Annotated in this window: 19 protein-coding genes; 6 read left to right on the top strand and 13 right to left on the bottom strand. The window is 70.3% G+C overall.

The window, feature by feature from the left end:
- Window positions 1-55: 55 nt before the first annotated feature.
- From ACIQD6_RS29210 to ACIQD6_RS29195, 4 genes are all read right to left on the bottom strand, one after another.
- The gene (locus ACIQD6_RS29210; RefSeq protein WP_401888035.1) at window positions 56-1,216 is read right to left on the bottom strand and encodes a serine hydrolase domain-containing protein; all 1,161 of its coding nucleotides are present in this window, start codon (window positions 1,214-1,216) and stop codon (window positions 56-58) included.
- Between the two features lie 86 nt (window positions 1,217-1,302).
- Window positions 1,303-2,088, bottom strand: a complete 786-nt coding sequence (locus ACIQD6_RS29205) for an energy-coupling factor ABC transporter ATP-binding protein (RefSeq protein ID WP_401888034.1) — start codon at window positions 2,086-2,088, stop codon at window positions 1,303-1,305.
- 41 nt (window positions 2,089-2,129) lie between these two features.
- The gene (gene cbiQ, locus ACIQD6_RS29200; RefSeq protein ID WP_401888032.1) at window positions 2,130-2,891 is read right to left on the bottom strand and encodes a cobalt ECF transporter T component CbiQ; all 762 of its coding nucleotides are present in this window, start codon (window positions 2,889-2,891) and stop codon (window positions 2,130-2,132) included.
- Window position 2,892: 1 nt separating this feature from the next.
- Complete coding sequence (locus tag ACIQD6_RS29195) at window positions 2,893-3,966, bottom strand: energy-coupling factor ABC transporter permease (RefSeq protein ID WP_401888029.1); 1,074 nt, start codon at window positions 3,964-3,966, stop codon at window positions 2,893-2,895.
- Between the two features lie 242 nt (window positions 3,967-4,208).
- On the opposite strand from ACIQD6_RS29195, the gene ACIQD6_RS29190 reads away from it, so the two are divergent.
- Window positions 4,209-4,625, top strand: coding sequence for an SsgA family sporulation/cell division regulator (locus tag ACIQD6_RS29190; protein WP_401888026.1), 417 nt, complete (start codon window positions 4,209-4,211; stop codon window positions 4,623-4,625).
- Between the two features lie 148 nt (window positions 4,626-4,773).
- Here the strand turns inward: ACIQD6_RS29190 and ACIQD6_RS29185 are convergent, their stop codons facing one another.
- Entirely contained in the window at window positions 4,774-7,008 is a 2,235-nt protein-coding gene (locus ACIQD6_RS29185; protein ID WP_401888023.1) for an MMPL family transporter, read from the bottom strand.
- A 136-nt stretch (window positions 7,009-7,144) separates the two neighbouring features.
- Window positions 7,145-7,717 (bottom strand): TetR/AcrR family transcriptional regulator, encoded by a 573-nt coding sequence (locus tag ACIQD6_RS29180; RefSeq protein WP_401888020.1) that lies wholly within the window; start codon window positions 7,715-7,717, stop codon window positions 7,145-7,147.
- A gap of 635 nt (window positions 7,718-8,352) precedes the next feature.
- Here ACIQD6_RS29180 and ACIQD6_RS29175 point away from each other — a divergent pair.
- Window positions 8,353-11,877, top strand: coding sequence for a S41 family peptidase (locus ACIQD6_RS29175; RefSeq protein WP_401888018.1), 3,525 nt, complete (start codon window positions 8,353-8,355; stop codon window positions 11,875-11,877).
- 122 nt (window positions 11,878-11,999) lie between these two features.
- Here the strand turns inward: ACIQD6_RS29175 and ACIQD6_RS29170 are convergent, their stop codons facing one another.
- The 4 genes from ACIQD6_RS29170 to ACIQD6_RS29155 form a co-directional block, all read right to left on the bottom strand.
- Window positions 12,000-12,326 (bottom strand): hypothetical protein, encoded by a 327-nt coding sequence (locus ACIQD6_RS29170; protein WP_401888015.1) that lies wholly within the window; start codon window positions 12,324-12,326, stop codon window positions 12,000-12,002.
- Between the two features lie 88 nt (window positions 12,327-12,414).
- Window positions 12,415-13,335, bottom strand: a complete 921-nt coding sequence (locus ACIQD6_RS29165) for an SDR family oxidoreductase (RefSeq protein ID WP_401888012.1) — start codon at window positions 13,333-13,335, stop codon at window positions 12,415-12,417.
- Window positions 13,332-14,267, bottom strand: coding sequence for an alpha/beta fold hydrolase (locus ACIQD6_RS29160; protein ID WP_401888009.1), 936 nt, complete (start codon window positions 14,265-14,267; stop codon window positions 13,332-13,334). The genes ACIQD6_RS29165 and ACIQD6_RS29160 overlap by 4 nt, the downstream gene beginning before the upstream one ends.
- Window positions 14,264-15,877: a flavin-containing monooxygenase gene (locus ACIQD6_RS29155; protein WP_401888006.1), complete on the bottom strand. Its 1,614-nt coding sequence runs from the start codon at window positions 15,875-15,877 to the stop codon at window positions 14,264-14,266. The genes ACIQD6_RS29160 and ACIQD6_RS29155 overlap by 4 nt, the downstream gene beginning before the upstream one ends.
- Window positions 15,878-16,028: 151 nt before the next feature.
- On the opposite strand from ACIQD6_RS29155, the gene ACIQD6_RS29150 reads away from it, so the two are divergent.
- Complete coding sequence (locus ACIQD6_RS29150) at window positions 16,029-16,661, top strand: MerR family transcriptional regulator (protein ID WP_401888383.1); 633 nt, start codon at window positions 16,029-16,031, stop codon at window positions 16,659-16,661.
- Between the two features lie 43 nt (window positions 16,662-16,704).
- On the opposite strand, the gene ACIQD6_RS29145 is transcribed toward ACIQD6_RS29150, so the two are convergent.
- The 3 genes from ACIQD6_RS29145 to ACIQD6_RS29135 form a co-directional block, all read right to left on the bottom strand.
- Window positions 16,705-17,502, bottom strand: a complete 798-nt coding sequence (locus ACIQD6_RS29145; protein ID WP_401888004.1) for an exodeoxyribonuclease III — start codon at window positions 17,500-17,502, stop codon at window positions 16,705-16,707.
- A 166-nt stretch (window positions 17,503-17,668) separates the two neighbouring features.
- Entirely contained in the window at window positions 17,669-18,076 is a 408-nt protein-coding gene (locus tag ACIQD6_RS29140; RefSeq protein ID WP_401888001.1) for a rodlin, read from the bottom strand.
- A gap of 167 nt (window positions 18,077-18,243) precedes the next feature.
- Window positions 18,244-18,654 carry a rodlin gene (locus tag ACIQD6_RS29135; RefSeq protein ID WP_401887998.1) on the bottom strand — a complete coding sequence of 137 codons (411 nt, stop codon included), beginning with the start codon at window positions 18,652-18,654 and terminating at the stop codon, window positions 18,244-18,246.
- Window positions 18,655-18,894: 240 nt separating this feature from the next.
- On the opposite strand from ACIQD6_RS29135, the gene ACIQD6_RS29130 reads away from it, so the two are divergent.
- The 3 genes from ACIQD6_RS29130 to ACIQD6_RS29120 all read left to right on the top strand — a co-directional run bounded on the left by ACIQD6_RS29130 (window position 18,895) and on the right by ACIQD6_RS29120 (window position 20,944).
- Complete coding sequence (locus tag ACIQD6_RS29130; protein WP_401888381.1) at window positions 18,895-19,305, top strand: rodlin; 411 nt, start codon at window positions 18,895-18,897, stop codon at window positions 19,303-19,305.
- A 336-nt stretch (window positions 19,306-19,641) separates the two neighbouring features.
- On the top strand, window positions 19,642-19,875 hold the full coding sequence (locus tag ACIQD6_RS29125) for a chaplin (protein ID WP_401887995.1): 234 nt from the start codon (window positions 19,642-19,644) through the stop codon (window positions 19,873-19,875).
- 151 nt (window positions 19,876-20,026) lie between these two features.
- On the top strand, window positions 20,027-20,944 hold the full coding sequence (locus ACIQD6_RS29120) for a chaplin (protein WP_401887993.1): 918 nt from the start codon (window positions 20,027-20,029) through the stop codon (window positions 20,942-20,944).
- Window positions 20,945-20,957 lie beyond the last annotated feature (13 nt).

Genomic DNA, 20,957 nt, shown 5'->3' with positions numbered 1-20,957 from the left:
CGGGTACCCCGCGGAACGTCTCACCGGGTACCCCGCGGAACGTCTCACCGGCCCCTCACGTCGCCGACCGCACCGCCCGCACCAGGGCCTGTGCGCGCGGGTCGGCCGTGACTCCCTTGCGCATGCCGTTGGTCACGTACCCGAACGCGATGCCCGACTCGGGATCGGCGAAGCCCAGCGAGCCGCCGCGCCCCGGGTGTCCGAAGGAGCCGGGGGCCAGCAGCGGCGCGGACGGGCCGTGCAGCATGAAGCCGAGGCCGAAGCGGGTGGCGACGACCAGGACCCGGTCCGGGCCCGCCGATTCCTCCGTACGGGCCAGGGTCAGGGTGGCGGGCGCGAACAGCCGGTGGCCGTCCACCGGGCCGATCATCGCCGCGTAGACGCGGGCCAGCGCGCGGGCGGTCGAGATGCCGCCGGAGGCCGGGAGTTCGGCGGCGCGGTACGCCGGGTCGTTCTCGTCCGGCAGCGGATCGATCACCCCGAACGCGCGCCGCGTGAGCGACTCCGGGTTCTGGTACGCCTCCGTGACCGACCTCTTGGGCCGCAGCTTGAGCTCGCCGCCGCCCGCCGACGGCAGTTCCCCGACGGGGCCGATCCGCCCCACCCGGTGCGCCTCCTCCTCGGGCAGGCCCACCCAGAAGTCCAGGCCGAGGGGGCGCGCGATCTCCTCCGCGATCCACCGGCCGATGCTGCGCCCGGTGACCCGTCTGACCAGCTCGGCGACCAGCCAGCTGTAGGTGTGGGCGTGATAGCCGTGGTCGGTTCCGGGCTCCCAGACGGGCCGTTGGGCGGCCAGCGCGCGAGCGCCCGACTCGCCGTCGACGGCCTCGGCCCGGGTCAGCGGCCGGTCCAGTACGGGCACGCCCGCGCGGTGCGAGAGCAGGTGCCGTACGAGCACGCGCTCCTTGCCCGCGGCCTTGAACTCCGGCCAGTACGTACCGACCGGCGCGTCGAGATCGATCTGTCCGCGCTGGTGGAGCAGCAGGGGTACGGCGGCGGCCACGCCCTTCGTCGCCGAGCGGACGATCTGCGCGGTGTCCAGCGCCCAGGGCTCCGGGCCGTCCACATCGCGCGTACCGGCCCACAGGTCCACGACCTTCCGCCCGTCCCGGTACACGGCGACCGCCGCGCCGTGTTCACCGAGCCGATCGAAGTTCCGTACGAAAGCGTCCCTGACCGGCTCGAAGCCCGCTGCCACCGTCCCCTGGACGTCCACGCCCGCACTCCTGCCCGTCGGTACCGCTCGCGTCCGCTCGCCGTACCGCTCGTCCGTCACATCACGCCCCGGCGGCGCGACCCCCTCTATGGTGCAACGTGGCGCGGTGACACGGAACGCGGGTCGAAACCGAACGGCAGCTCCAGCCGGTGCGCCGCCATCAACTCCTCGTCGCCGAGAAGTCCCTGGGTGGGGCCGTCCGCCACGATCACGCCGTCGCTGAGGACCACCGCGCGGGGGCAGAGTTCGAGTGCGTACGGCAGGTCGTGTGTGACCATCAGCACGGTGATGTCCAGCGACCGCAGGATATCGGCGAGTTCACGCCGGGACGCCGGATCCAGGTTTGACGAAGGCTCGTCCAGGACGAGGATCTCCGGCTGCATCGCCAGTACGGTCGCCACGGCCACCCGCCGCCGCTGCCCGAACGACAGATGGTGCGGCGGCCGGTCCACGTACTCCGCCATCCCGACCCGGCCGAGCGCGTCCCGGACCCGGGCCTCCAGTTCGGGCCCGCGCAGTCCGGCGGCGGCCGGTCCGAACGCCACGTCCTCCCGCACCGTCGGCATGAACAACTGGTCGTCCGGGTCCTGGAAGACGATGCCGACCCGGCGCCGGATCTCCGCCAGGTTCCGCTTCGCCACCGGCAGCCCGGCGACCGCGACCGAACCGGCCCCGGCGGTCAGGATGCCGTTGAGATGCAGGACGAGTGTGGTCTTGCCGGCCCCGTTGGGTCCGAGCAGCGCCACCCGCTCCCCGCGCCCGACGGTCAGATCGACGCCGAAGAGGGCCTGATGGCCGTCGGGGTAGGCGTACGCGAGCCCGCTGACCTCAAGAGACGGCGGTACGGCGGGAGAGGACACGGGAGAGGACAAGGGAGAAGTCACAGGAACCAACCGGGAGATGTCAGGAGATGTCACAGGAACCAGCCGAGCAGGCAGACGGTGAGCGCCGACAGCGGGAGCACGGCGGCGTACGTCCACTGCGCCCGGCTCGCGCTCACCTCGTCGATGACCGGCATGGTGCCCGCGTACCCCCGGCTCACCATCGCCAGGTGCACGCGCTCCCCGCGCTCGTACGAGCGGATGAAGAGCGCCCCGGCGGACTTCGCCAGAACTCCCCAGTGCCGTACGCCCCGTGCCTCGAAACCGCGCGAACGGCGGGCGATCGACATCCGGCGCATCTCGTCGGTGATGACATCGCCGTAACGGATCATGAAGGACGCGATCTGCACCAGCATCGGTGGCAGGCGCAGCTGTTGGAGGCCGAGCAGCAGGGACCGCAGTTCGGTGGTGGACGCGAGGATCACGGACGCGGCGACGCCCAGGGTGCCCTTGGCGAGTACGTTCCAGGCGCCCCAGAGGCCGGGAACGCTCAACGACAGCCCCAGGAACCGCACCTGATCGCCCGGCACCACGAACGGCATCAGGACCGCGAACGCCACGAACGGAACCTCGATCAGCATCCGCCGCAGCAGGAATCCGGCGGGGATACGGGCCACCGCTGCGACCGCCGCGAGCAGCGCCGCGTACAGCGCGAACGCCCAGACCGCCTCGCGCGGGGTGGAGACGACCACGACGACGAAGCAGAAGACCGCGGCGAGCTTGCAGTGCGGCGGCAGTGTGTGGACCGGCGAGTGCCCGTGCCGGTAGAGCTTGTGGGCGTGGCCCGCGCCCATGTCAGACCCGCCCGCCGGCCGACCGGGACGCGGAGCCGGACGCGGCGGCCGTGGCCGTACGGCGGCGGCTCACCGCCCAGAAGACGCCGCTGCCCACGGCGACCGTGGCGCCCACGCCGATCGCCCCCGCGAGGCCGCCGGAGACCCGGGCGTCGGAGATGTCCTCGACGCCGTAGTCGGCGAGCGGGGAGTCGGCGTTGTGGTGCGGCTCGGTCTTCTTGTCGATGCCCTGGTCCGCGGCGACCTTCTCCAGGCCGTCGGGGTCGGCGGAGGCGTAGAAGGAGACGAACCCGGCCAGGACGAGCGCGGTGACCAGACCGGTCGCCCAGACCGTGCGGGAGGAACGGGCCGCCGCGGGGGCCGCAACGGGCGAGGACTCGGGCGCCGCGTCGACCAGCTCCCCGCCGACCCGCAGCTTCAGCGGCGCGGACAGCCCCCGGGCGCCGTGCACCAGGTCGGGCCGTACGGCGATGACCGCGCCGACCGTGAGCGCGGTGATGGTGGCCTCGCCGATACCGATCAGCAGATGGACCCCGGCCATCCCGGTCAGCACCTTGCCGATCGGGATGTCGGTGGTCCCGCCGACCGCGTAGAAGAAGGTGAAGGCGAGAGCCGCGGCCGGTACGGAGACCAGCGCGGCGGCGAAGGAGGACACGGTCACCGAGCGGCGCGTCCGGGGCAGGATCCTCACCAGCCCGCGGAAGAGCGCGTACGAGACGACGGTCGTCACCACGGCCATGTCGGTGATGTTCACGCCGAGCGCGGTGAGCCCGCCGTCCGCGAAGAGGATGCCCTGCATCAGCAGCACGACGGAGATACAGAGCACACCGGTGTACGGACCGACGAGTATCGCCGCCAGGGCCCCGCCCAGCAGATGACCGCTCGTACCGGCCGCGACGGGGAAGTTGAGCATCTGCACGGCGAAGATGAAGGCGGCGACGAGCCCGGCGAGCGGCGCGGTGCGCTCGTCCAGCTCCCGGCGAGCGCCGCGCAGGCTGACCGCCACGGCGCCCACGGCGACGGCGCCGGTGGCGGCCGAGACCGGCAGGTCGATGAATCCGTCGGGGACATGCATGGAGGACTCCGCTTCCTGCGGGGACGGCGGGGACGGCGCGGTGGTGAGCCGTTCGATGATAGTGCCCTATTGCGAACGATGCGCAAGAGCGGACCCCATGCGAGATGACATGGATGACGCCGGAACGGCACCCCACCCGGCCATCGGATGTGACATCGCCACGACCGTGAGTTAATTGACCGAGTTTTGTAGGATTGGAACGGAATGTTCGTTATTCGGGGAGAGCTCAAAGGAGCCAGTCGATGCCCCCCATCGTCGAACAGCCCGCCACAGCCCGTCTGATAACGGACGCCCCCCACCCCAGGACGGTCACCGTCACCCTCCGCTACGACGGCGCCGATCCGCTCGCCATGCGCATCGTCTTCCCGCCCGAGGTCTCCCTCGACCAGAAGGGCGAGGTGATCTGGGCGTTCGCCCGCGACCTGCTCGACGAGGGCCTGCGACTGCCGTCGGGCACCGGCGACGTACAGGTGTGGCCCTGCGGACGGGCCCAGACCGTACTGGAATTCCACTCGCCGGACGGGGTGGCGGTGGTGCAGTTCGACTCCGCACCGCTGCGCCGGTTCCTGAAGGACTCGTACGCGATGGTCCCGGCCGGCGAGGAGCGGCACGACATACAGGTGGAGAACGAACTGGGCCGCCTGCTCCACAGAACCTGAAAGCCCAGCACAGCGGCCCGGCCGCACACCCCTCAAGGGCGTACGACCGGGCCGCATGCACCGCTCCGGCTCCGTCCCCACAGCGCCGGCGCGTCCCGGAACCGTCGCTCCGCTCAAGCGACGGCCCGGAGCAGGAGAGAGCCGAACCTCAGGTGCGCACCAGCTCACGCTCCGAGCCGGGACCACCGTCCGGGCCCCCGGGCGTGTCCGCGAGCTGCTTGTGCAGGGCCTCACCCTCCACATCCACGTTCGGCAGCGCCCGGTCCAGCCAGCGCGGCAGCCACCACGCCTTGTTCCCGAGCAGCGCGAGCACGGCCGGCACGATCGCCATCCGCACCACGAACGCGTCGAAGAACACGGCGATGGCGAGCCCGAAGCCGATCATCTTGATCATCGACTCGCTGGAGCCGATGAAGCCCGCGAAGACGGCGATCATGATCACCGCAGCGGCCGTGACCACCCGCGCACCGTGCCGGAAGCCGGTGACGATCGCCTCGCCGGACCGCTCCCCGTGGACGAACGCCTCCCTCATCCGGGTCACCAGGAAGACCTCGTAGTCCATCGCGAGGCCGAACACCACACCCACCATGAAGATCGGCATCATCGACATCACCGGACCGGTCTGCTCGACACCGAGCAGACTTCCGAGCCAGCCCCACTGGAACACCGCGACCACGGCGCCGAGAGCGGCGACCACGGAGAGCAGGAAGCCGAGGGCCGCCTTGAGCGGCACCAGCACGGACCGGAAGACCAGCATCAGCAGCAGGAAGGCCAGGCCGACGACGAGCGCGAGATACGGGATCAGCGCGTCGTTCATCTTCTGCGAGAAGTCGGCGTTCATCGCCGTGGCGCCGCTGACCAGGACATCGGCCCCACGCTCCGCCTCGATCCCGTCGCCCGTGTCACGGATGGAGTGGACCAGATCCTCGGTCTCGACCGAGGACGGGCGGTCCTTGGGAATCACCGTGATGGTCGCGGTGTCGCCCGCCTTGTTGAGGGTGGAGGGGGTGACGGCCACGACGCCGTCCATCTTCTTCACCTTGTCGGCGACCTCGGTGGCCGTCTCCTTGGCGTTGTTGTTGGCCTTGCCGTCGATCACCAGCATCAGCGGCCCGTTGAAGCCGGGGCCGAAGCCGTCGGAGAGCAGGTCGTACGCCTTGCGCTGGGTGGTGCTGGTCGGCTGCGACCCGTCGTCGGGCAGCCCCATCTCCAGCGAGGAGGCCGGGACCGCGATGACCCCGAGCCCGACAACGGCCGTGACCAGGACGGCGATCGGACGACGCAGCACGAAACGCGCCCAGCGGGTGCCCATGTTGGGCTTCTCCTCGGCGCCCTCGCCCGCCTTACGGCTCTCGATGGCCCGACGGTCCTTGCGTCCGTGCACCCGCTTGCCCACGAAGCCGAGCCCCGCCGGAATCAGGGTGAGCGCGATGAGGACGGCGATCACGACCGTACCGGCGGCGGCGAAGCCCATCTTGCTGAGCATCGGGATATTGACGACGGCGAGCCCGACCAGCGCGATCACGACGGTGAGACCGGCGAAGACCACGGCGGACCCGGCGGTACCGACGGCCCGTCCGGCCGCCTCCTCGCGTTCCCGGCCCTCGGCCAGTTCGGCGCGGTAGCGGGAGACGATGAACAGCGCGTAGTCGATCCCGACCGCCAGGCCGATCATCATCGCGAGAGTCGAGGTGGTGGAGCCCAGGTCGAGCACGGTGGCGAGCGCGGTGATCGTGGAGACCCCGACGCCGACCCCGATGAGCGCGGTGAGCAGCGGCAGCCCCGCCGCGACCAGGGATCCGAAGGTGATCACCAGCACCACGGCGGCGACGGCCACCCCGATGATCTCCGTGGATCCGGTCTCCGGCGTGACCTGGAGCGCGTCCCCGCCGATCTCCACGGTCATGCCCTGGGCCCGCGCGTCGGCCCCGGCCTCTTCGAGTGTCGTACGGGTCTTCTCGGTCATCTCCATCGAGTTGACCTTGTACGAGACCTGGATGTACGCCGTCGAGCCGTCCTGCGAGACGGCCTTCGCGTTGTACGGGTCGGTCACCGAGGCGACCTGGTCCGAACCGTCCGACAACTCGCCGACGATCTCGCGGACCTCCGCCTTGTGCGCGGCGTCGGTCATCTTCTCGTTCGCCGGAGCCTTGAAGACGACACGGGCGGTCGCGCCGTCGGCACTGGCCCCGGGGAAACGCTGTTCAAGCAGGTCGAAGGCCTTCTGGGCCTCCGTGCCCGGTATGGAGAAGGAACTGGAAGTGGGGGCGGACGCGGTCGCCGCGCCTACTCCGGCGAGCGCGAGCAGTGCCACCCAGACAAGGGCGACAAGGCGTCGGCGCCGGAAGGCGAGCCGTCCGAGCTTGTAGAGAAACGTGGCCACGAGGGCGTACTCCCGGATCTATGGTCGAAAACAGGGCATGGGGAGCCGGCCCGACGACGGGAGCGGAACGCGTCAGGTGGATCAGTCGGTGCATGCGGGTGCAACGCTCAGGACCGGCGGGGGCCGGTGCGGGCAGTCAGACGCCGAGGGCGGGGAGGACCACGGCATCGATATAGGCGGCGAGGAATTCCCGGTCGATCGGCCGGTTCTCGACAAGCTGCCGGGCCGCGAAGGCACCGATCAGCATGTGCGAGATATAAGCCAATGCCGGGTTGTCCGCGGCGAGCTCACCGCGCTCCACGCCACGTCTCAACAACTCGTCGAGCCCGGTCAACTCGGGATCGATGAGCAGCTCACGCAACGCCTCAAGGAGTTCCGGATTGTCGTGTACGGCATGGAACAGGCCCCGCATCAGCGCGGAGTCCTTCTCCACCTGGCAGTCGTCGGTACGGGCCACCATCATCTCGAAGTCGCCACGCACCGAACCGGTGTCGATCTGTCCGATACTCACCGGCTTGTTGTGTCGCATCGCACGGGCGACCAGCTCGGGCTTGCTCCCCCACTGGCGGTAGAGGGTGGCCTTGCTGGAATGGGTACGGGCGGCGATGGCGTCCATGGTGAGGGCGTCATAGCCGACTTCCCGCAGCAGATCGAGCACGGCGGCATACAGCTCGGCCTCACGTTCAGGCGTGAGTCTGCTGCGCGCCATGACCGACCTCCGACGTTGCGAACGAAACGGTTTCGTACAGTACGAAGATAACCCTACCCCCGAACGAAACGAAACCGTTTCGGTATTTTTTTGGGCTCGGTTCACCTCCGGGCCACTTTCAGCCACTGTCGACGGGTCGACCGTGCTCGGTTCGCTCGTACCTCACAAACCTGCGCGCGCTCTCCCTTACGACAGCGGCGCGCCCCTTCGGCTCACTCGCCGCCGGACGACCCAACCAGAACGCCCAGGCACCCCACCCCAGCCCCAACCCACCCCCACACCGCCGGGGGCGGCCGTACAAAGGACGAGGCGGCCCGCAGGCGGGGATCCGGCGGGAGGGGGTCGGGGTCGCAGGAGGTGACGTGTCCGGACGTAGAGCGTGATTTGTGCCGCACACCGGCCCGCACCCGACCACGAAACCCGCACGCGGCGTAAATCATGCAGTCCGGACATGCGCCTCCGGAGGCCCCGGCCCCCGCACCCACCACAAACCCCACCCGCACCCGCACCCCCGCCCCGCACCCGCCCCCGCCGGACGGCGCACCGCCGGACAGCGCACCGCCGGACAGCGACCCCCCACCGCGAAATACGTCGTCCCGGAGGCGCGCCCCGCCCCCAAAGGGCAGCATTGGGGGGTGAGTGACGACGTCGCGTATCTCCGCTTCCCGCACCTGCACGACGACTTGCTGTGCTTCGCCGCCGAGGACGACCTCTGGGTCGCCCCCCTCGCGCCGGCCGGGCACCGCCCCGAACGCGCCTGGCGGTTGACCGTCGACCGCACCAGAATCGGTCACCCCCGCTTCTCACCCGACGGCCGCCACATCGCCTATACGACCTGGCGCAGCCTCGACCCGGAAATCCATCTGGCCCCCGTGAACGGCGGCCCGTCCCGCCGTCTCACCTACTGGGGCGCCACGGACACCCGCATCTGCGGCTGGACGCCCCTCGACAAGGACGGCGACACCCAGATCCTCGCGGTCTCCTCGCACGGCCAGCCCTTCTCGTACTTCGCCTGGGCCTACAGCCTCCCCACCGACGGCTCCCCCGGCAGCAAGCTGCCCTGGGGCCCGGTGAGCGACATCGCCGTCGCGGACATCGACGGTGAGCGCCGTACGCTCCTGCTCACCGGCAAGCCGCCGCACGAACCCGCCGCCTGGAAGCGGTACCGGGGCGGTGCGATGGGCCGGCTCTGGCTGCACGGCGAACGGCTGCTCGCGGACATCGGCGGCCATCTGGACTGCCCGATGTTCGTCGGCGGGCGCATCGCGTTCCTCTCCGACCACGAGGGCGTCGGCAATCTCTACTCCTGCCTGCCCGACGGCACCGATCTGCGCCGCCACACCGACCATGACGCCTTCTACGCCCGCCACGCCTCGTCGGACGGGCGCCGCGTCGTCTACCAGTGCGCGGGCGACCTCTGGCTGGTCGACGCGCTGACTCCCGACTCGGTGCCGCGCAAGCTGGACGTACGGCTCGGTGGACCGCGTGTGGGGCGGCGCGGCTACCAGGTCCCGGCCGCCAGCCACGTCGACGGGATCTCCGTGGACGCGACGGGCCGGGCGAGCGCCGTGAACGTACGGGGCAGCCTGTACTGGCTGACCCACCGCGACGGCCCGGCCCGCACGATCGCGGACACGCCCGGCGTCCGGGTCCGGTTCGCCGAGATGCTCGGCAGCGGCGGCCAGGTCGCGTACGTCACCGACGCGGAGGGCGAGGACGCGATCGAGATCGCGTATCTGCCGAGGGCGAGCGGTGACCGGGAGCCGCGGCGACTGGCTTCGGGGCAGCTGGGCCGCGTACGGGAGATGGTCGCGGACCCGGACGGGGAACGGATCGCGATCGCGACGCACGACGGCAGGCTGCTGCTCATAGACACGACGGAGGATCCGGAGGAAACCCCCGCAGGGGAAGCGACCCAACCACCGGAGCAGCCCGAGCCACCGGACCAGCCCGAACCCCCCACCCAACCGACAGAGCCACCACCGGCCGCCGAGCCACCCCCCACCACGGAACCGACCGGCGCCGCCCCACCCCCCACCACCGAACCAACTACCGCACCCCAACCCACAACACCCCCACCCCCAACCGCGCCCTCGACCGAACCCCCACCCCCCGTCACCGAACTGATCCGCTCCATCAACGGCCCCGTCACCGACATGGCCTTCTCCCCCGACGGCGAGTGGCTCACCTGGTCCCACCCCGGCGTGGGCCGTACCCTCCGCCAGATCAAGCTGGCCAAGATCGCCGGAAGCTTCGCCCGTACGATCGTCGATGTCACCAACGGCCGCTTCGAGGACGAGAATCCGGTCTTCACCAGCGACGGCCGCTACCTCGCGTTCCTGTCCTGGCGCGGCTTCGACCCGGTGTACGACGTGCACACCGGCGACCTCTCCTTCCCGCTGGGCTGCCGCCCCTATCTCGTACCGCTGTCCTCCGCGACCCCGTCGCCGTTCGCGCTGTCCCCCGACGGCCGCCCCGCCGCCGGCGGACTCGACCCGGCCGTCAGCGAATCCGAGGGCGGAACGTCCGCGGCGGCGGCCTCCGGGCAGGGCACGGTCATCGTCGAGGTCGAGGGCCTGGCGGACCGGGTCACTCCGTTCCCCGTCACCGCGTCCAAGTACTCGGCGCTGCACCCCGTCAGCGGTGGCGGCCTGGTCTGGCTGCGCTGGCCGATCTCCGGGGCGCTCGGCGAGACGTTCGCCAACCCCGCCGACATGTCGGGCCGTCCCACTCTCGAACACTTCGACATCGCCAAGGCCCGCAAGAGCGAACTCGTCGGCCATCTCGACTGGTTCGCGCCGAGCGGCGACGGTTCGCGGCTGGTGGTCGTGGACGACGGCGAGTTGCGCGCCGTACCCGCCACCGAGCCCGGTGACAGCGATTCCACCGTCTTCCTCGATCTGCGCCGGATCCTGCACGACGTCGACCCGGCCGCCGAGTGGCGCCACGCGTACGAGGAGGCGGGGCGGCTCATCCGCGCCTACTTCTGGGAGCCGGAGATGTGCGGCATCGACTGGGACGGTGTCCTCGACCAGTACCGCCCGCTGGTCGAACGGGTCGCCTCCCCCGACGAGTTCGCGGATCTTCTGCGCGAGGTCCTCGGTGAACTCGGCACCTCCCACGCGTATGTCTCCCCGGCCCGCCGCGACGAGGGCCCGCCCCACTACCAGCGCCCGATCGGCCTGCTCGGCGCCAATCTGGTGCCCCGGGACGGCGAGTGGATGATCAAGCGCATTCTGCCCGGCGACTCCTCCGACTCCAAGGCCCGCTCGCCGCTCGCCGGTACGGGGATCCGCGAGGGCGCGGTCCTGACGCATGTCGACGGGCGGCCCGTCGACCCGGTGGCCGGTCCCTTCCCGCTGCTGGCCGCCGCCGGTGGCACAACGGTCGAGCTGACCTTCCGCCCCGCCGACCGCAAGGACGCCTCCCGCCGCATCGCGGTCGTCCCGCTCATCGACGAACGTCCGCTGCGCTACCAGGACTGGGTGGCCAAACGCCGTGAGGTCGTACGGGAGATCAGCGGCGGCAAGTGCGGTTACCTGCACATCCCCGACATGGGCGGCTCCGGCTGGGCGCAGTTCAACCGCGATCTGCGGCTGGAGGTCTCCCGGCCCGCGCTGATCGTGGATGTGCGGGGCAACGCGGGCGGCCACATCAGCGAGCTGGTCGTGGAGAAGCTCACCCGCCGCATCATCGGCTGGGACCTCACGCGCGACGCCCAGCCCGTCTCGTACGCCTCGAACGCACCACGCGGCCCGGTCGTCGCGCTCGCCGACGAAGCGACCTCCTCCGACGGCGACATGATCACCGCGGCCTTCCGGCTGCTGAATCTGGGACCGGTGGTCGGGCAGCGCACCTGGGGCGGGGTGGTCGGCATCACGGGACGCCACCGTCTCGGCGACGGCACGGTGATCACGGTGCCGATGAACGCGGCCTGGTTCGACGCGTACGGCTGGTCCGTCGAGAACCACGGTGTCGCGCCGGACGTCGAGGCCCTGCGCACGCCGCTGGACTGGGCGGAGGGCCGGCACGCGCAGCTCGACGACGCGGTGTGGGTGGCGCTGGACCTGCTGGCCGCGCACCCGGCCTCAACACCGCCGGGATACGGAGCGGTCCCGGACCTGCGCCGACCGGACCTGCCACCGCGCAAGAACGAGTGAGCCGACACCTGTTGCGAACGTAGCGCCCGTTCGCCCGTCGCGGCAGCAAGAGGCGCACCCGGCGAACCGGGTGCGCCTCTCGTACGCGTCAGACCGTCAACTCAGGTGTACGCGAACACCACTCAGGCGTCGACACTGTCGTCGAGCTCGTCCCGGGCGTCACGGGCGTCATTGGCGTCACGGGCATCACGGGCATCACGGGCATCACGCGACTGGTGCCGCGCCTGGTCCTGCGCACCATGCCCGGCCTGACCGGACCGCTGCGCCTGGTCGGCCTGACCGGGCCGCTGCGGCTGCCCGCCCTGCCCCGGCTGCCGCGACTGCCCACCCTCACCGGGCTCCTGCGGCTGCCGCTGCCCCGACTGCTGGTCCTTCGCCTCGTTCGCCCTCGACTTCGCCCGGTCGTCGAGCTCCCGCGCCTTGTCCCTGAACTGGTCGGAAATGCCCATGGAAAATCACTCCTGGAAGGGTGTGGGGGTTACCCGGGGGGTGGGATCTCGACCAGCCTTACACGCGCCGACATTCCGTGCATTTCGATCACTTACGCTGCGCACGGCCCTTCTCGTCCGCTGCCCCGCCCGCGCCCACGAGCCCTTTCCGCACCCCGGCGAGCCGAGGCTCGAAGCGCCGCATCTCGCGCTGCCCGACCGAGGCGATGAGCCCCGGGAGGTATCCCCGCACGGGCCGCATGCCGCGCAGCCACCCCTGCGCGTACACATGCGCGGAGCGCCGTTCGATCCCGGCGACGACACGGTCCACGGCGGAGCCGAGAGGATACGTACGGTTCGCCGGCCACGGCAGCCGCTCGCGCAGCTCCCGCATCACGCCGTCCTCGTCCGCGCCCCGCACCATGTCGGTGTCCGTCCACGACAGATAGCCGACGCCGACCCGGACGCCCAGGTGGCCGACCTCGGCGCGCAGGCTGTGCGCGAAGGCCTCGACGCCGGACTTGGAGGCGCAGTACGCGCTCATCATCGGTGCCGGAGCGATCGCGGCGAGGGACGCGATCTGGAGGAAGTAGCCGCGGCTCTCCTTCAGGGCGGGCAGGAACGCCCGCGCGGTCACCGCGCCACCGATCAGATTGACCTCGATGACCCGCCGCCACACGTCCGGGTCCGAGTCCGCGAACGGACCGCCGGTCGCCACGCCCGCGTTGGCGACGACGATGTCCACCTTCCCGAACCGCTGCTCGACCTCCCGCGCGACCTGGGCCATCGTCACGTGGTCGGTGACATCCGCGTACCAGTGGCCGCACTCCGCGTGCAGCCGGGCGGCGACCCGCTTCAACTCGTCCGCCTCCAGGCCGACGAGCGCCACCTTCGCACCGCGCGCCGAGAGTTTGCGCGCCAGCAGTTCGCCGACGCCGCGCGCGGCGCCGGTGACGACCGCGACCTTCCCCTCAAGTCGCCCGGCACGCGCACCCGTACCACCTGTACCGGTTCCACCCGCACCGCTCACGCCACGTCCTCCTTCGCGTTCAGGTACGTGGTGACCAGCTCCCGGATCGCGGCCGTGACGGCCTCCGGGGCTTCCACCGGAGTCATGTGTCCCATCCCGGTGAGTTCGGTGAACGCGACGCAGTCGGGCAGCGCGGCGGCCAGTGCACGTGCCTGGACCGGCGGGGTCATCCGGTCGGCGGTCCCCACGATCACGGCGGTGGGCACGCTCAACTCCCGTACGCCCGCGTCGAGATCCAGCGTGCCGAGGACATGCGCCCAGCCCACCCGGCTGAGCCTCGGACAGGCGTGCACGAGCCCGGCGCACTCCGTCACGCGCTCCGGCGCGGAACCGGGCCCCATCGTCGCGTAGCGCAGGATCCGCTTCGACAGCGGCGTGACGGGCCCCAGCGGGGCGCGCGCGCCGAGGATCATCCGGGTGAGCCGTGTCCGTACGCGCCCGGGGCGCAGCGGCACCACCAGGCTCTCGTCCGTCAGCCGCGAGCTGCCCGTGCTGCACAGCAGCGCGGCCCCCGCGTGCTCCCGGAAGGCGGGCCGCCGAGCCGCGGCCATCAGCGTCATGCCGCCCATGGAGTGCCCGGCGAACACGGCCTTCTCCCCCGGCTCCAGCGTGGCGGCCAGCACCGCCTCCAGGTCGTCGGCGAGGGCGTCGGTGGAGTAGCCGTCCCGCCCCGGTACGGGCGAACGGCCGTGCCCACGCTGGTCGTAGACGATCACCCGGTGGTCGACGGCGAGGTCCGCGATCTGCGCCGCCCAGAAGCGGGTGGAGCAGGTCCAGCCGTGGGCGAGGACGACGGCAGGACGCCCCACGGCTCCACGGTCACCATCACCGGCACGCGCACCCGCCCGCACCGGTCCGTGGACCTCGACATGGATTCGGGACCCGTCGGCGGAAACGGCGGTCAGCTCACGCACCTGAGACACTCCACTCATCGGACAACTTCCTTCTCATCAGGCGTTCGAGTCCCGCCATCCGGCTCCTCGACGACCCTCAACTGCCGCCCGGCGCGGATCACTTCGTACTCCGAGAGATCGACCTCACGCGTGGCCCGCCGGAACTCCGCGGTCGTGCCCGGCCAGACGGTGGTGTTACGGCCGCTCTCGTCCAGGTACCAGCTGGTGCAGCCACCGGTGTTCCACACGGTCCGCTCCATCCGTGCCTGCACCCGATGATTCCAGGCACTCACGGCCGAGGGCAGGGGCCCCAACGCCACCCGCGCGCCCGGCCCTTCGGATCCACCCCGCCCCTCAGATCCGTCCGGCCCCTCGGATCCACCCGGTCCTCCCCGCCCGCCGAGGCCGTCCAACTGCCGCAGATAGTCCGCCATGTAGTTCAGCTGGGACTCGATCATCAGGATCATCGAGGAATTCCCGAGCCCGGTGTTGGGCCCGATGATCGTCATCCAGTTGGGAAAACCCACCGCCGTCGCGCCGCGCAGCGACCGCATCCCGTCCTTCCACGCCTCCGCGAGCGTGATCCCGTCGGCGCCCACCACCCGCTCGGCGATCGGCATGTCCGTCACATGAAAGCCGGTCCCGAAGACGATCGCGTCCGCCTCGGCCTGCGTACCGTCCGCCGCGACCAGCGTGGATCCGCGCACCTCCGCCAGCCCCGACGCGACGACCTCCACATTGGGCCGGGCGAGCGCCGGGTAGTACGCGCTCGACAGCAGGATGCGCTTGCAGCCGATGCGGTACGAGGGCGTCAGCCTGGCCCGCAGCGCCGGATCCTTGATCGACTTCGCGATACTGGCCTTGGCGAGGGACTCGACGAGCCCGAGTTCGTTCGGCCGCTTGGTGAAGGCCTGGACCTGTAACTCCCTGATACCCCAGAGGAGTTTGCGCCGCAGCGCCCCGGTGAGCGGCAGCGCCCGGTGCAGCCGCCGCTCGGGCCTGGAAATCCTCCGGTCGAAGCGCGGCAGCACCCACGCCGGTGTCCGCTGGAAGAGCGTCAGCCGCCCCACCTCGGGCTGTATCGCCGGCACGATCTGGATCGCGGACGCGCCCGTACCGATCACGGCGACGCGCTTGCCGCGCAGGTCGTAGCCGTGGTCCCAGCGCGCGGAGTGGAAGACCTTCCCCGGGAACTCGGCCAGCCCCGGTATCTCCGGAGTCCTGGGGTCCGACAGCGGCCCGGTCGCGGAGACGACCACCTCGGCGGTGTACGTCCCCCGCGAGGTCTCGATCTCCCAGCACAGCGCGTCGCTGTCCCAGCGCATCAGCAGCACTTCGTGGTCCAGCCGCAGGTGGGGCCGGAGCCCGAAGGTGTCCGCGACATGCTCCAGATACGCCCTGATGTGCCGCTGCCCGGAGAAGGAGCGCGGCCAGTCGGGGTTGGGCGCGAACGAGAACGAGTAGAGATGCGAGGGGATGTCACACGCGCATCCCGGATAACTGTTGTCCCGCCAGGCCCCGCCGACCGAACCGGCCCGCTCCAGGACGACGAAGTCGGTGATCCCCTCCCGGCGCAGCCGGACGGCCGCCCCCAGCCCACCGAACCCGGACCCGATCACCGCCACGCGTACGTGCTCGTGCTGACCCATGTCCCCTCCAGACCACGCCAGCGATCACTGGCACGATGTGGAGAGTAGAGCAGCTCCGTACTGGTGGGTAGGGGTTGGGCGCAAACAAGTTACCGGGGGTACGACATACGCTGCCGGTATGGCACAAGGTCACCGGCCCCGCGAATACCGCATGGAGGAACTGGCCCGCGAGGCGGGTATCACGGTGCGCACCCTGCGCTTCTACCGCGAGCGCGGCCTGATCCAGTTACCCCGGCGCGAGGGCCGGATCGCCTGGTACGGCGACCACCACCTGGCCAAACTCCGTACGATCGCGGCCCTGTTGGAACGCGGCCACACCCTCAACGGCATCGCCGACCTCGCCGCAGCCTTCGACAGCGGCCGGGACGTCAGCGAGGTCCTGGGCCTGGGCGAACCCACCGAGGAGACCCCGGTCCGGCTCTCCCCCGAGGAACTGGCCGACTACTTCGAGGGCGAGGTCACCGCCGAGAATCTCGCGGCGGCCCTCGACCTCGGCTACCTGGCCACGGACGGCGAGGAACTGGTCCACATCAGCCGCCGCCTGCTGGAGGTGTCGGCGGCCCTGGTCCGCGAAGGCGTCCCCCTGGCGGCGATCCTCGAAGCCGGCCGCCGCGTCCGCGTCCACACGGAGGCCCTGGCCGAACTCTTCGCCACCACTCTCCGGACCCACACCACCACCGACACCGCCACGGACCCGGCCAAACTGCGCCCGCTGGCGCAGAGCGTGGTGGAAGCGGAACTCTCCATGGCCCTGGACCGCCACCTGCGCACCCCGCAGGACTGAAAACGCCCGGTCCAGGCCGAGGCGGAGTCCCGGCTCCGTCCCCCTACGCCCCGTAGACCACGGTCACCGGCGCATGGTCGCTCCAGCGCTCCGCGTGCGTCGCCGCGCGCTCGACCCAGGCCTTCACCGCACGCCCGGCCAGCCCCTCCGTCGCCACGTGGTAGTCGATACGCCACCCCGCGTCGTTGTCGAAGGCGCGCCCGCGGTACGACCACCACGAGTACGGCCCCTCCTGATCCGGATGCTGGGCACGGACCACGTCCACGTACCCCGTCTCCTCGAAGACGCGGGTCAGCCAGGCCCGCTCCTCGGGGAGGAACCCGGACGACTTGCGGTTGGCGCGCCAGTTCTTCAGGTCGGCTTCCTGGTGGGCGATGTTCCAGTCGCCGCAGACCACCACCTCACGGCCGTCGGCCGCAGCGCGCTTCTTCAGCTGTTCCAGGTACGGGAGGAACTCGTCCATGAAGCGCAGCTTCTCGTCCTGCCGCTCCGTGCCGACCTCGCCCGACGGCAGATAGAGGCTGGCGACCGTGACACCGGGAAGGTCGATCTCGGCGTACCGCCCGCTCGCGTCGAACTCCGCGCTGCCGAATCCGATCTGCGTACGCTCCGGCTCCCGGCGCGAGAACAGCGCGACGCCCGCCCGCCCCTTGGCAGCCGCCGGCGCGAAGAGGGCGTGCCATCCGGCGGGCTCCCGTACGTCCTCGGTGAGCTGCGGGGGCTCGGCCCGTACCTCCTGGAGGCAGACCACGTCGGCGGAGGTCTCCGCCAGCCACTCCACGAACCCCTTCTTGGCGGCGGCGCGGAGGCCATTCACATTCACACTTGTCACGGTGGGCATTCCGGCACACTACCGACCCCGTGCCACACCCCGGTCATGGACCACCGTGCGCACGCCGAGTGGTCGTCCGCGCACGCCGCGGCCTGCCTGACGTGGCACGGAGAAATGACAGCGGACATGACAGAGGCCCGGTCCGGCGTGATGCCGGACCGGGCCTCTGGGGTCATCAGTTGTTGCCGACGCCGTTCCCGGACAGGACCGGGATGTCGTCCAGGATGTGCGACAGCGGCTCGTCGCCCTTCGCCTGCGTCGAGTTCTCGACACACTGCTGGTTCTGCGGGGAGGACAGGACGTTGACGTCCTGGACCGCGACCGCGAGGGCCCCGACGAGGGAACCGACGTTCGCCTTCACCGGCAGACCGACACAGGGCTTGTTGAGCGAACCCTGGACCAGACCCAGCTGGGGACTGAACTCGCCCCTGGTCGCCTGGTTGCCGAAGGCCTGCTCCGCACCGTTACCGCTGAACGAGGTGGTACCGCCGTCGTTGGCGATGGCGAGCGCCGGCGACGCGGCAGCGGCGGTGGCTCCGACGATCGACGCGGCTACAGCGGCGGTTGCCCACAGCTTCTTCATTTAAATACCTTTCCGGAAAGTCGGACCCCACCGGTGGAGTCCGCCTTGCTCAACTCACCCGAGAGGGGATTAGTTTCGGCGGATCCCCCGAATGGCCTAATTCGAAAACCGATAAAAAGGCCGAACCACCGCGCTCTTCAGCGGCGGTCCGGCCTTCGACCGATTTATCAGTCGTTGGCCGCGCCATTCCCGGACAGGATCGGAATGTTGTCCAGGATGTGCGACAGCGCCTCGTCGCCCTTCGCCTGCGTCGAGTTCTCGACACACTGCTGGTTCTGCGGGGAGGACAGGATGTTGAGGTCCTGGATACCGATCGGGATGACCCCGACGAGGGAACCGAGGTTCGCCTTGGCCGGAAGCGCGATGCAGGGCTTGTTGAACGAGCCCTGGATGAGCGCGATCTGCGGGCTCCAGTTGCCGTGGGTCGCCATGTTGCCGTAGCTCTGCGTGGCGAAGTTTCCGCTGGCGGACGTGGTGCCGCCGTCGTTGCCGATGGCGAGCGCGCTGGGCGCAGCGGCGGCGGAGGCGCCGACCACGGAGGCGGCGATGGTCGCGCCGGCCATGACCTTCTTGATCACGATGAGTCCCCTTCTGAAGGATGCCCCAATGTCCCGGGGGCTCACTGAGCAACTTCCCGCCGCTCGTTTGGTTCCGGCCGTTCACTCCAACGGCGTATTACCGGCGATCCGCGGCTCCGTCGCGCCCGGCAAGGCCGACACCGCCCGCAAGCCGATCGAGTGAAGCAGCGGAACTAAACAGCTGGGGCACGGTTGTTCAGGTCGCTCCACTTGAATTCTTGAGAAAAGGAACACACCGTGATCAAGAAGATTATGGCCGGCGCGGCCGTCGCCGTCTCCGTGGTCGGCGTTTCCGCCGCGGCGGCACCCTCGGCGTTCGCCATCGCCGACGACGGCGGTACGACCTCGTTCAGCGGCAACGGCGCCAAGGAGGCCTTCGGCAACCAGGCGACCAGGGGCAACTACAGCCCCCAGCTGGAGCTGGTCCAGGGTTCGCTGAACAAGCTGTGCATCGGCGCTCCGATCAAGGCCAACGTCGGTACGCTCGTCGGCGTCCTCGCCGCGGTCGGCGTCCAGGACGTCAACGTCCTGTCCTCCCCGCAGAACCAGCAGTGCGCGGAGAACTCCACTCAGGCCAAGGGCGACGAGCCGCTGTCGCACATCCTGGACGACATCCCGGTGCTCTCGGGCAACGGCGCGGGCAACCGCTGATCCACGGCCGACCGCGACTGATCCGCGACTGACCGCCTGTCACGTCGCGCGACCCTCCGGACAGCGATCCGGACCGACGGGCCGGCAGGGGCAATGGCGCCCCTGCCGGCCCGTTTTCGATTTCCGACAGAAAACCTGGACGCCCGCCAACAGCGCAGAAACGAATACCTTGACGCGGCAATCGGGTGAACCGGAAGAGCGGTAAAACGGGGCAGTTTCCTTGCCACGACTCACTCGTTGGAGTTCCAGCAGCGGACGTGAGAGCCAAGAACCAAAAAACGCTCGCGTGCCACGAAAGTCGTGCGGACGTATTCGCCGCTGCGGAAAGGGCTCAGTATGAAGTACAAGAAGACCGTAACGGCGGCCGCAGGCCTGATCATGGCCATGGGTGGCGCGGCCCCCGCCATGGCCGACGCGGGTGCCAAGGCCGCTGCCGTCGGTTCCCCCGGCGTTCTGTCGGGCAATGTCATCCAGGTGCCCATCCACATTCCGGTGAATGTGTGCGGCAACTCCATCAACGTCGTCGGCCTGCTGAACCCGGCCTTCGGAAACACCTGCATCAACTCGTGACGTTGCACTGACGCCGCTCAGGCACCCCGCGGGGTGTTCCCGGCCGGTCCCGAAGCGCGAACGGAACGCGCTTCGGGACCGGCCTCAGTTGGCACCGAATTATCACCAGACACAACTGCTCGGCGAAAACTGCCAGCAGGAGGAGACCCATATGCGAGACCTCATCAGCAAAGGACTGCTCACCGCCGCCGCGGCGTCGAGTGTGCTCTCCATGAGCGGCGGTTACGCCACCGCCGTGGAGGCCGACGGAGCGGCCGTCGGATCACCGGGGGTGCTGTCGGGAAACACCGTTCAGGTACCCGTGGAGATCCCGGTCAACATCTGCGGGAACACCGTGGATCCCGTCGGGGTGCTCAACCCCGCCTTCGGCAACGTCTGTGCCAACACGTCCAACACGCCGAAGCATTCGTCACACGCCCCCCACCCGGCACCTCCGGCGCACTCGGCTCCTCAGGCGCACCCGGCTCCCCCCGCGCACGCGACCCGTCCGGCTCCGCAGGCGGACGACCCCCGTACGCAGCCCGGCCAGACCATCACCCCTCACCACGCCGCGCCCAAGCCTCACGCCCCCCGGCCGCACGCGGAGCCCGCGGGCCATCACGCCCAAGGCGCCGAAGCCGATGCCGCCTTGGTGAACTCACCGGGTGTCCTCTCGGGCAACGGTCTCCAGGCGCCCCTCGACATCCCGCTGAACCTCTGCGGCAACTCCGTGGACGTGGTGAGCCTCCTCAACCCGGTGTTCGGCAATTTCTGCGCGAACGGTACGACGCCGGAAGCGGTGCACGAGACCCCTGGCCCCGAGAGGCCCGAGGGCCCCACGCCGCCCGGCGACCGGAGCGTGGTCCCGCCTACCCGCTCGGTGGAATCGCACGGACCGGCCCGTCCGCACGTGGCCTCCCCGGCCACGGCGAATCCCTCCCCCGCCTCCCAGCTGGAACTGGCCTCCACCGGCGGTGACTCCCATCTCCTCACGACAGCCGCGATGAGTGCGGGTCTGCTGCTCGGCGGCGGCATTCTGTACCGGCGGAGCACCTCGTACCGGCGCAACACCGCGACGGCGCGCGTCTGATCCGCGCGACCGC

It is taken from the genome of Streptomyces sp. NPDC088400 (assembly GCF_044753355.1).
GTDB lineage: Bacteria > Actinomycetota > Actinomycetes > Streptomycetales > Streptomycetaceae > Streptomyces.
Note: the sequence above shows the minus strand (reverse complement) of the source record. Positions and strands in the feature narration are given on the sequence as shown.